General features: G+C 57.4%; 9 protein-coding genes. 1 reads left to right on the top strand and 8 read right to left on the bottom strand.

The window, feature by feature from the left end:
• The first annotated feature begins 236 nt into the window (after window positions 1-236).
• Window positions 237-1,244: a luciferase-like monooxygenase gene (locus tag ASF13_RS00500; protein ID WP_056231231.1), complete on the top strand. Its 1,008-nt coding sequence runs from the start codon at window positions 237-239 to the stop codon at window positions 1,242-1,244.
• Between the two features lie 276 nt (window positions 1,245-1,520).
• On the opposite strand, the gene ASF13_RS00495 is transcribed toward ASF13_RS00500, so the two are convergent.
• The 8 genes from ASF13_RS00495 to infB all read right to left on the bottom strand — a co-directional run bounded on the left by ASF13_RS00495 (window position 1,521) and on the right by infB (window position 11,757).
• Window positions 1,521-3,464: a DEAD/DEAH family ATP-dependent RNA helicase gene (locus ASF13_RS00495; RefSeq protein ID WP_056231229.1), complete on the bottom strand. Its 1,944-nt coding sequence runs from the start codon at window positions 3,462-3,464 to the stop codon at window positions 1,521-1,523.
• A 16-nt stretch (window positions 3,465-3,480) separates the two neighbouring features.
• Window positions 3,481-3,537 (bottom strand): protein YrbN, encoded by a 57-nt coding sequence (gene yrbN / locus ASF13_RS25265; protein WP_100229640.1) that lies wholly within the window; start codon window positions 3,535-3,537, stop codon window positions 3,481-3,483.
• Between the two features lie 103 nt (window positions 3,538-3,640).
• Window positions 3,641-4,525, bottom strand: a complete 885-nt coding sequence (nlpI, locus tag ASF13_RS00490; protein WP_056231226.1) for a lipoprotein NlpI — start codon at window positions 4,523-4,525, stop codon at window positions 3,641-3,643.
• 148 nt (window positions 4,526-4,673) lie between these two features.
• On the bottom strand, window positions 4,674-6,803 hold the full coding sequence (gene pnp / locus ASF13_RS00485; protein ID WP_056231223.1) for a polyribonucleotide nucleotidyltransferase: 2,130 nt from the start codon (window positions 6,801-6,803) through the stop codon (window positions 4,674-4,676).
• A gap of 302 nt (window positions 6,804-7,105) precedes the next feature.
• Complete coding sequence (gene rpsO, locus ASF13_RS00480; protein WP_052898306.1) at window positions 7,106-7,375, bottom strand: 30S ribosomal protein S15; 270 nt, start codon at window positions 7,373-7,375, stop codon at window positions 7,106-7,108.
• Between the two features lie 215 nt (window positions 7,376-7,590).
• Complete coding sequence (gene truB, locus ASF13_RS00475; RefSeq protein WP_056231220.1) at window positions 7,591-8,535, bottom strand: tRNA pseudouridine(55) synthase TruB; 945 nt, start codon at window positions 8,533-8,535, stop codon at window positions 7,591-7,593.
• Window positions 8,535-8,948 carry a 30S ribosome-binding factor RbfA gene (gene rbfA / locus ASF13_RS00470; protein ID WP_056231217.1) on the bottom strand — a complete coding sequence of 138 codons (414 nt, stop codon included), beginning with the start codon at window positions 8,946-8,948 and terminating at the stop codon, window positions 8,535-8,537. The genes truB and rbfA overlap by 1 nt, the downstream gene beginning before the upstream one ends.
• Window positions 8,949-9,063: 115 nt before the next feature.
• Window positions 9,064-11,757 carry a translation initiation factor IF-2 gene (infB, locus tag ASF13_RS00465; RefSeq protein ID WP_056231214.1) on the bottom strand — a complete coding sequence of 898 codons (2,694 nt, stop codon included), beginning with the start codon at window positions 11,755-11,757 and terminating at the stop codon, window positions 9,064-9,066.
• Window positions 11,758-11,771: the final 14 nt, after the last annotated feature.

Here is an 11,771-nt window from a genome sequence, read left to right as displayed (position 1 = left end):
GACAACGGGCAGGCGGGAACGGGAGAGGCAGAACATTGCAGTATCCTTCGCAATCGACAAATCCGGAGGCGCTTACTATAAATGCAGCAGTGATGCGTTTATTGACGTTAAACCACTTTGCCGCGCCGGTGTTTGTCTTTTAACAGTGCTCGAAACGGACAATCGCCGCGCAACAGGATCGCGTAGCCTTGAGGTTTTCGTGTTTTGCCTACAGGACATTAACTGAGTGAGCCACTATGTCTGAGATCAACCCCGTTCCGCTGTCCCTGCTCGACCTGGCCCCGATCCCGCAGGGCGCCACCGCGCGTGACGCCTTTCATACCTCGCTGGCGCTGGCTCAGCAGGCGGAGAAGCTCGGCTTCCACCGCTACTGGCTGGCGGAGCACCACAATATGACCGGCATCGCCAGCGCCGCCACTTCGGTACTGATCGGCTATCTGGCGGCCAATACCCGCACGCTGCGCCTCGGGTCTGGCGGCATCATGCTGCCGAACCACGCGCCGCTGGTAATTGCCGAACAGTTTGGCACGCTGGAGTCGCTCTATCCGGGGCGGATCGATCTGGGCCTTGGCCGCGCGCCGGGCTCCGACCAGCGCACCATGATGGCATTACGCCGCCATATTAACGGCCAGGGCGATACCTTTGCGGAGGACGTCTCGCGGATGGTGAGCTGGTTTGACGCCCCACAGGGCGAGGCCCCGGCGGTGCAGCCGGTGCCGGGCCTTGGACTGAAGATCCCGATGTGGCTGCTCGGCTCCAGCCTGTACAGCGCCCAACTGGCCGCAAAACTCGGCCTGCCGTTTGCCTTTGCCTCGCACTTTGCGCCGGAGCTGCTGCTGCAGGCGCTGCACCAGTACCGCGAGAACTTTACGCCGTCCGCGCGGCTGCAGAAGCCTTACGCCATGGTGTGCATCAACGTGGTGGCCGCCGACAGCGATAACGACGCGAACTTCCTGTTCACTTCGATGCAGCAGCAGTTTATCAACCTGCGCCGCGGGCAGCCGGGGCCGCTGCCGGCACCGGTAACCAACCTGCATCAGCTGTGGAGCGCCGGTGAGCAGTACGGCGTGCAGCAGGCGCTGAGCATGTCGGTGGTCGGCGGTAAAGAGAAGGTGCGCCACGGACTGGCCGCGCTGCTGCGCGAAACCCAGGCAGATGAGATTATGATTAACGGCCAGATCTTCGATCCCCAGGCGCGGCTGCACTCGTTCGCGCTGGCGATGGAGGCGTACCGGTCGCTGTGAGACGGCCCTTAATACAATACAGAACATTAAGCGATGGGAGCCGGTACACGGCATCACTGATGGCCCGTGCTGAGCTGTTACGGATGACGCTTCTGGCGTCTTTACGGAGTGTAGATGCTTCGTAAGCCGGGCACGATGCCAGCAGGCGAGGCGACCTGAAACGGGCGCAGTGTTCGCAGACAACCGGTGCCCGGCACGGTATCAGCCGCAAAAAAAAACCAGCCCGCAGGCTGGTTTTTTCTGTGCATCAGCGGCTATGCCGCCTGCGACAGGTGATTATGCATCACGACGACGGGCAGGTGCTGCACCGGCTTCTTCGCGACGCGGGCCACGGGAAGCGCCACCGTCACGGCTGAAACCGCCGCTGCGACGCTCACCGCTGCGCTCGTTGCTGAAGCGACGACCGCCTTCAGAAGGACCACGTGCGCCATCAGCAGGACCACGACGCTCACCGCCGCCGAAACCACGGCCCGGGCCGCCTGGACGACGTTCGCCGCCACGGTCAGCGCTGCGTTCAGGACGCGGCTGCGCGTCACCGATCAGCTGCATGTTCATCGGCTTGTTCAGGATGCGCGTGCGGGTGAAGTGCTGCAGAACTTCGCCCGGCATGCCTTTCGGCAGCTCGATGGTGGAGTGGGTACCGAACAGCTTGATGTTACCGATGTAACGGCTGCTGATGTCGCCTTCGTTAGCGATAGCGCCAACGATGTGACGCACTTCAACGCCGTCATCACGGCCCACTTCAATGCGGTAAACTTCCATATCGCCAACTTCGCGACGCTCGCGACGTGGACGGTCGCCTTCTGCACGGGCTTCACGCGGGCCACGGTCCGGACGATCGCCACGACGGTCATCACGACGATCGTCACGCTCACGGAATTCACGGCGCGGACGCTGTGGTGCATCAGCAGCCACGATCAGTGGACGTTCGCCCTGGGCCATTTTCAGCAGTGCTGCGGCCAGCGTTTCGATGTCCAGCTCGTCTTCCGGCTGCATTTTAGCCAGCAGCGCACGGTACTGGTCCAGATCGCTGCTTTCCAGCTGCTGCTGAACTTTAGCCGCGAACTTCTCGAGGCGACGCTGGCCCAGCAGTTCTGCGTTTGGCAGATCCACTTCAGGAATGGTCAGCTTCATGGTGCGTTCAATGTTGCGCAGCAGACGACGCTCGCGGTTCTCAACGAACAGCAGCGCACGGCCAGCACGGCCCGCACGACCGGTACGGCCGATACGGTGAACGTAAGACTCGGCATCCATAGGGATGTCGTAGTTTACTACCAGGCTGATACGCTCAACGTCCAGGCCACGGGCCGCAACGTCGGTGGCGATCAGGATGTCCAGACGACCGTCTTTCAGACGCTCCAGCGTCTGCTCACGCAGTGCCTGGTTCATGTCACCGTTCAGCGCGGCGCTGTTGTAACCGCTGCGCTCCAGCGCTTCGGCCACTTCCAGCGTGGCGTTTTTGGTACGCACGAAGATGATCGCAGCATCAAAGTCTTCAGCTTCCAGGAAGCGGGTCAGCGCGTCAGTTTTACGGCCGAATGCAGTCCAGTAGCTCTGGCTGATGTCCGGACGGGTAGTCATGCTTGACTGGATGCGCACTTCCTGCGGATCTTTCATGAAACGCTTGGTGATGCGACGGATCGCTTCCGGCATGGTGGCAGAGAACAGCGCGGTCTGGTGACCGTCCGGGATCTGCGCCATGATGGTTTCAACGTCTTCGATGAAGCCCATACGCAGCATTTCATCGGCTTCGTCCAGCACCAGGCCACGCAGGTTAGACAGGTCAAGGGTACCGCGCTTCAGGTGATCCAGCAGACGACCCGGGGTGCCCACAACAACCTGTGGACCCTGGCGCAGAGCGCGCAGCTGAACGTCATAACGCTGGCCGCCGTACAGGGCCACCACGTTCAGGCCTTTCATGTGTTTAGCGAATTCGGTCATTGCCTCAGCAACCTGCACCGCCAGTTCGCGGGTCGGTGCCAGCACCAGAATCTGTGGTGCTTTAACGGTTGGATCAATGTTGTGTAACAGCGGCAGAGAGAAGGCCGCGGTTTTACCGCTCCCGGTCTGCGCCATGCCTAACACGTCACGGCCCGCCAGCAGGTGAGGAATACACTCAGCCTGGATTGGGGATGGCTTCACGTAGCCCATGCCGTTCAGTGATTCAAGGATGTCGGCGTTCAGGCCAAGGTCGGAAAAAGTGGTTTGGATATCAGTCATGTAGTACACGTGCCTCTTAGATTGCGGCGGCCAGTCTACATAACTCGTCGTGAAAATTTTCAGTCATTTTCATCAAAAAGTGTGAACCGGCTCAAATTAGTGGTTTCGACGAACAAAAAGGCCCTCATCCGTTAAGATGATGACTTTTCGAAAATTGGGCAAAAAAAGTTCGTCAGCTATTGCTGGTCAGATTCTGATAGATCGTCTTGTGTCTGGCCAAGTAGCGCCAGCTCCAACAATGCATATCGGTGCTCAACGAAGTTGTGTACGTTGTTAGCGACCGTCAGCTTGAACAACGCTTCTGCGTTGTCCTTCTCCCCCAGACTTAGGTAGTACTTACCTAAATAGAAGTTGGTTTCACTGAGATGTTCAGCGAGCGAGGTGTTATCCGTTGCGTCCGCCTGGAGTCGTTCTGTCAGCGTTTTATTGCTGATGTCGCCCAGGTAGAACTCGACAATATTCCATCCCCATTGCTCCTTAACCGCTTTGTCGTAGCGCTGCTTTAGCGCGACTTTGGCCTGGTCTGCGTCGATCTCGCGTTCTGCGAGATACAGCCACAGGCTGCGGAAGGGATCGTTGGGATCGTCTTGATAAAACGCCAGCAGATCATCTTGCGCCAGCTTAAATCTACCGCCGTAATACAGGGCGATGCCTCGATTTAAATGCGCATAATTGTAAGTTGGATCAAGCTCAAGTACAGAATCGAACGCTTCATAGGCAGCATCATAGTTGCCTGCCTGCGTTAAATATATGCCTAAGTAATTGAATACTTCCGGCATATCTGGTCGGATGGATAGCGCTTGCGAAAAGTCATTCCGCGCCAGTGCCCTCAGACCAAGACTATCATACAACACTCCGCGCTCATATAACAGCTGTGCGCGTTCATCATCGGTCAATGACCGACTGGCAAGTATTTGTTCCATGCGAGCAAGAATGACTTCCTGTTGCAGCGTAGGCTGCAGAGGAACGGCCAGTACTTCGTTCTCACGCCATGCGGTGTTGCTGCATCCTGCCAGCGTTAAAGCTGTCGCAACAAAACACCAGCGCAAAAATGGCTTCATTACCTACTCCCGAAAACAAACATAAGGGATAATCCTGTCACCCGCCTGCCGTCCACAAGGTATCCAGCCCTCGCGATGAAACGACGTGACCTGAAAGACGGCGGGCTTTGCCCGCCGTCATCCGGGTCACGCGTAAAGGTCGTGGTACTTATTCTGCTGCAGGTGCTTCAGAAGCTGCGGCTTCAGGCTGTGCCTGCTCGCTGGCTTCTTTGATGCTCAGGCGCACGCGGCCCTGACGGTCAACTTCCAGTACCTTAACCGGTACTTCCTGACCCATCTGCAGGTAGTCGGTCACTTTCTCAACGCGCTTGTCAGCGATCTGAGAGATGTGGACCAGACCTTCTTTACCGCCACCGATTGCCACGAAGGCACCGAAGTCAACGATGCGGGTAACCTTACCGCTGTAGATACGGCCCACTTCGATTTCTGCGGTGATCTCTTCGATACGGCGGATAGCGAATTTCGCCTTCTCACCGTCGGTTGCGGCAATTTTCACCGTACCGTCATCTTCGATTTCGATGGTGGTGCCGGTCTCTTCGGTCAGCGCACGGATCACCGAGCCACCTTTACCGATCACGTCTTTGATCTTATCAACGCTGATCTTGATGGTGTGGATACGTGGTGCAAACTGAGAGATATCGCCACGCGGTCCGCTGATCGCCTGTTCCATCACGCCGAGGATATGCAGACGCGCACCCTTAGCCTGGTTCAGAGCCACCTGCATGATTTCGCGGGTGATACCTTCGATTTTGATGTCCATCTGCAGCGCGGTGATACCTTCACGGCTACCGGCCACTTTAAAGTCCATATCGCCCAGGTGGTCTTCGTCACCGAGGATATCAGACAGGACTACGAAGTTGTCTTCGTCTTTCACCAGGCCCATCGCGATACCGGCTACGGCGGCCTTGATTGGCACGCCCGCATCCATCAGCGCCAGGGAAGCACCGCATACGGACGCCATTGACGAGGAACCGTTAGATTCGGTGATTTCAGACACCACGCGCACGGTGTACGGGAACGCGTCGCCTTTCGGCATAACGGCCAGCACGCCACGTTTCGCCAGACGACCGTGACCAATTTCACGACGCTTCGGCGAGCCGACCATGCCGGTTTCACCGACAGAGTACGGAGGGAAGTTATAGTGGAACAGGAAGTTGTCGGTACGCTCGCCCATCAACTCGTCCAGGTTCTGCGCATCACGTGCGGTACCCAGAGTGGCGGTGACCAGCGCCTGCGTTTCACCACGGGTGAACAGCGCAGAGCCGTGGGTACGTGGCAGTACGCCGGTACGCACGTCCAGACCACGGATCATGTCTTTTTCACGGCCATCGATACGCGGTTCGCCACGCAGAATGCGGCTACGCACCACGTTCTTCTCCAGCGTGTGCAGGATGTCGCTGATTTCACCGGCGTCCAGTGATTCGTCTTCCGCCTGCAGTGCTGCAGTGGTTTCAGACTTGATCACGCCAACCTGAGCGTAACGCTCCTGTTTTTCAGTGATGCGGTAAGCGTCGCTCAGGCGGGTTTCAGCCAGCGCGGCGATACGTGCAGTTAACGCTTCGTTGACGGCTTCTGGCGTCCAGTCCCAACGCGGCTTGCCGGCTTCGGCGACCAGCGCGTTGATGTTGTCGATGACGATCTGCTGCTGGTCGTGGCCGAACACCACGGCGCCCAGCATCTGCTCTTCGCTGAGGATTTCCGCTTCAGATTCAACCATCAGTACCGCACCCTGGGTACCGGCAACCACCAGATCCAGCTTGCTCACTTTCAGCTCGTCGCTGGTTGGGTTCAGCACGTACTGGTCGTTGATGTAGCCAACGCGGGCCGCACCGATTGGACCGTTGAACGGCAGGCCAGACAGCGCCAGCGCCGCTGAAGCACCGATCATCGCCACGATATCCGGGTTAACCTGTGGATTAACGGAAACCACGGTGGCAATCACCTGCACTTCGTTGACGAAGCCTTCCGGGAACAGTGGGCGGATTGGGCGGTCAATCAGGCGTGAAGTCAGGGTTTCGCCTTCGCTAGGACGGCCTTCGCGACGGAAGAAGCTGCCCGGGATACGACCGGCAGCGTAGGTACGCTCCTGGTAGTTAACGGTTAACGGGAAGAAATCCTGGCCTGGCTTAGATTTTTTCTGACCGACGACGGTCACGAACACGGCGGTGTCGTCCATGCTGACCATAACGGCAGCCGTTGCCTGGCGAGCCATCATGCCGGTTTCAAGCGTGACGGTGTGCTGGCCATACTGGAATTTTTTAACGATCGGGTTCAGCAAAATGCGTTCCTTAACATCAGGGCAGGACGTTTTACCTGCCATGGATTTTTAATCTTCGCTTGCATCTCGCGACTAATGACAACCCTCATCCCCGGCAGGATGAAGCCTCTCATTAGCCGCGCGAAACTCTGCAACTGAAGATCACACTCAGCAACAATACAATAGTTTGTGTTTAATTGCTGCCGCTCGCGTGAAAAAAGGGGCCATAAAGGCCCCTTTCCAGCGATACGCGTACCAGGCTGCCCGTTTCATCACGTGACGTTCAGATTGCTCTGAAAACGGGAGAGGGCAGCAAGGCAGACTTAGCGACGCAGACCCAGACGCTCGATCAGGCTGGTGTAACGTGCAACGTCTTTGCGCTTCAGGTAGTCCAGCAGCTTACGACGCTGGGATACCATACGCAGCAGGCCACGACGGCTGTGGTGGTCTTTTTTGTGCTCAGAGAAGTGACCCTGCAGATGGTTAATCTGTGCGGTCAGCAGAGCAACCTGAACTTCGGTAGAACCACTGTCGTTTGCGCCGCGACCGAAATCAGCAACGATCTGCGCTTTAGTTTCAACACTTAGAGACATGTTACAACTCCAAATTATAAGATAAATGTACAGGTGCCGATCTCTAATTCAGCTACCCAGTGTAAAGCCGCGCCATTCTACTCTGCGCATTGCTTAAGCGCAAATACCGCCGTCAACTTTCACGCAGCAGAAGCGCTGGTGCCGCACAGACCCGCGCTCACCCCGTTATCACAAAGACCTGCGCCTGGCGGATTGCCCGGCGCAGTCAGCTCAGGTTAGTCGGCGTATTCCACGACCAGCCGGCGCGGAGCCACGCGGCCGTCGTCGGCGATTTCCGCCATGCCGATAAACGCATGCTCATCACCGGCGGTGACCCGTACCAGCCCGCTGGCCGGCGCCCCGGCGGCCTGTACCGGCATCCCCTGCTTAAAGTAAGCGGCAACGCTGGCGGCCAGATGCACGATCGGGTACTCCGACGCCGGGCTGTCCATCGGCATCAGCAGCGCGTCGAGCAGCTCTGCCGGCGCACGCTCGCTGCGGTGCGCTTCTTCAGTCAGCGCCTGCAGCTGCTCCAGCGTCACCATTTTCTCAATGGGATAGGTCGCCACCTGCAGACGACGCAGGTAGGTCACGTGCGCGCCACAGCCGAGCTGCTCACCGAGATCGTCGATGATGGTGCGGATGTAGGTGCCTTTGGAAACGTGGATTTCCAGCTCCAGTTCATCGCCCTCATGGCGGATAAACAGCAGCTCAAACACCTCAATCGCCCGCGATTCGCGCGGCACTTCAATGCCTTCACGGGCATATTCATACAGCTTACGCCCCTGATACTTGAGCGCCGAATACATCGACGGGATCTGCTGCGTTTTACCACGGAAGCTTTCCAGCGCCAGCTGCAGCTGCTCCGCGCTGAAGGTGACCGGCCGCTCGCTGACCACCGAACCATCAGCGTCCGAGGTGTCGGTACGCTGGCCCAGCCGGGCGATCACCCGATAACGCTTGTCGGACTCCAGCAGATACTGCGAGAACTTGGTCGCCTCACCCAGGCAGATCGGCAGCATGCCGGTCGCCAGCGGATCCAGCGCGCCGGTATGACCGGCACGGTTGGCGTTATACAGGCGTTTTACTTTTTGCAGCGCATCGTTGGAGGAGAGCCCGGTGGGCTTATCCAGCAACAGCACGCCGTGAATATCGCGACCGCGACGGCGAGGACGGCTCATTACTCTGCTTTGCCTTCTTCCGGTTCATCATCCACCGGGCCACGGCGATCGGCGTCGTTCTTGATCACGTTGGAGACCAGGTTTGACATACGCATCCCCTCGACCAGCGAGTTGTCGTAGAACCAGGTCAGCTCCGGCACGATGCGCAGACGCATCGCTTTACCCAGCAGGGAGCGGATATAACCGGAGGCGTCGCCAAGAGCGCGCAGGCCGGCTTTGATCGCATCTTCGTCTTTGTCATTCAGGAAAGTAACAAACACCTTGGCGTAGGCCAGGTCGCGTGACACTTCCACCGCGGATACGGTAACCATCAGACCCAGACGCGGATCTTTAATCTCGCGTTGCAGAATGATGGCAATCTCTTTTTGCAGCTCTTGTGAAACGCGCTGCGGGCGGCCAAATTCTTTCGCCATAATTTTTCTCTCCAAATAATTCGGGAGGCCAGAAGCCTCCCAAATACAGTCACGCTGACCTTTCTCATCTTTCTGGCCGCCCTGAAGGGCGGCCCGATGAGGGGTTCCGGGACGCTTAGTCGATGGTACGCTGGATTTCGATAATTTCGAATACTTCGATCATATCGCCAACGCGGACGTCGTTGTAGTTCTTCACGCCGATACCACATTCCATACCGTTACGGACTTCGTTAACGTCATCTTTGAAGCGGCGCAGGGATTCCAGCTCGCCTTCGTAGATCACCACGTTGTCACGCAGTACGCGGATTGGGTTGTGACGTTTGATGTTACCTTCGGTCACCATACAACCGGCGATGGCACCAAACTTCGGTGATTTGAACACGTCACGTACCGCAGCCAGACCGATAATCTGCTGTTTGTACTCTGGTGCCAGCATACCGCTCATCGCCGCTTTCACTTCGTCGATCAGATTATAGATAACGGAGTAGTAACGCAGATCCAGGCTTTCTGAATCGATGACGCGACGCGCAGAGGCATCAGCACGGACGTTGAAGCCCACCAGGATCGCGTTAGACGCGGCAGCCAGCGTGGCATCCGTTTCGGTGATCCCACCGACGCCGGAACCGATGATTTTCACTTTCACTTCATCAGTAGACAGCTTCAGCAGTGAGTCGGAGATCGCTTCGACAGAACCCTGAACGTCCGCTTTCAGCACGATGTTCAGTTCAGATACTTCGCCTTCGGTCATGTTCGCAAACATGTTTTCCAGCTTGGATTTCTGCTGACGCGCCAGCTTAACTTCACGGAATTTGCCCTGACGATACAGCGCCACTTCACGCGCTTTCTTCTCGTCACGCACCACGGTTGCTTCATCACCCGCTGCCGGCACACCGGACAGGCCAAGGATCTCAACCGGGATGGATGGACCAGCGGTCATAACTTCACGACCCAGTTCATCACGCATCGCACGCACGCGGCCGTATTCGAAGCCACACAGCACGATATCGCCTTTATTCAGCGTACCTTCACGTACCAGCACGGTAGCCACCGGGCCACGACCTTTATCCAGGAAGGACTCGATCACCACGCCGCTTGCCATACCCTGACGTACCGCGCTCAGCTCCAGAACTTCCGCCTGCAGCAGGATTACGTTCAACAGGTCGTCAATACCGGTACCGACTTTCGCCGAGACGTTGACGAACATGTTCTCGCCGCCCCACTCTTCCGGGATGATACCGTACTGAGTCAGTTCGTTTTTAACACGATCGGGATCGGAATCAGGCTTATCGACTTTGTTCACCGCAACCACAACCGGCACTTTGGCCGCTTTGGCGTGCTGGATCGCTTCGATAGTCTGTGGCATCACGCCATCGTCGGCCGCCACCACCAGGATAACGATATCCGTCGCCTGAGCACCACGAGCACGCATAGAGGTGAACGCGGCGTGGCCTGGGGTGTCGAGGAAGGTGATCATACCGTTGTCGGTTTCGACGTGGTATGCACCGATGTGCTGGGTAATGCCGCCCGCTTCGCCAGAGGCGACTTTAGTGGAACGGATGTAGTCCAGCAGTGAGGTTTTACCGTGGTCAACGTGGCCCATGATGGTCACGACTGGCGCACGGGATTCGTGGTCAGCATCGACATCACGATCGCTCATTACCGCTTCTTCCAGCTCGTTCTCGCGGCGCAGCGTCACTTTGTGACCCATCTCTTCCGCGACCAGCTGAGCAGTTTCCTGATCGATAACCTGGTTGATGGTCGCCATGGCGCCCATCTTCATCATCGCTTTGATAACCTGGGAGCCTTTTACCGCCATTTTATTGGCCAGTTCAGCTACGGTTACGGTTTCGCCGATGATGACGTCACGGTTAACAGCCTGCGCTGGCTTGTTGAAGCCCTGCTGCAGGGTGCTTGGCTTACGCTTGCCACCTTTACCGCCGCGAACCTGCGCACGCGCTTCTTCACGGTCAGTTTTCGCTTCAGAATGCTTGTTGCCTTTCTTACGCACCGGAGCTTTTGCCGGACGTGCAACGGTGCGGCTGCGGCGATCGCCTTCAACCTGCGCATCGTTTTCATCTTCGGCGGCACGGGCGTGAGTTGAAGTGGTCACGTGGTAGTCAGAGGTGTCTTCAACCTCTTTCGCCTGGGTCCACTCTTCGCCTTTCTCTTCTGCCATTTTACGTGCTTCTTCTGCGACGCGCTTCGCGTCTTCTTCAATCTTGCGGCGCGCTTCTTCTTCAGCTTTACGCTTCAGTTCTGCGGCTTCCGCTTCACGGCGGGCTTTGTCGGACTGCGAAGCCCGGGTCATATCGTCGGTATGTTGATTGCTCACTTTATCTCTTTCCGCTGCTTCACGTTTGGCTTTATCAGCTGCCTCACGCTTGGCCTGCTCCTCGGCTTCACGCTTCGCTTTCTCTTGAGCTTCGCGCTGGGCTTTTTCTTCAGCCTCGCGACGAGCCAGTTCTTCCGCTTCACGCTGCGCCTGAGCCTCAGCTTCTGCCTGTTCAGCTTCAGCCTGCGAGCCTGTTACATAGGTGCGCTTTTTGCGGACTTCGATTTGCACCGACTTGCTTTTGCCACCGGTGACGGGGATGTTCAGGGTGCTGCGTGTTTTACGCTGCAGAGTCAGTTTATCAGATCCGCCACCGTGTTCGCGATGCAGATGATTAAGTAATGTCTCTTTTTCCTGCTGGGTAACAGAGTCAGTTTCAGACTTGTTAATCCCTGCATCAGCAAACTGCTGTACCAGGCGATCAACGGAGGTCTGAATCTCTGCGGCCAGTGATTTTACGGTTACATCTGTCGTCATGCTGTTCCTTCCTG

Source organism: Erwinia sp. Leaf53 (assembly GCF_001422605.1).
Classification (GTDB): Bacteria; Pseudomonadota; Gammaproteobacteria; order Enterobacterales; family Enterobacteriaceae; genus Erwinia.
The sequence above is the reverse complement of the archived record's forward strand: the minus strand, read 5'-3'. Positions and strand labels throughout refer to the sequence as shown.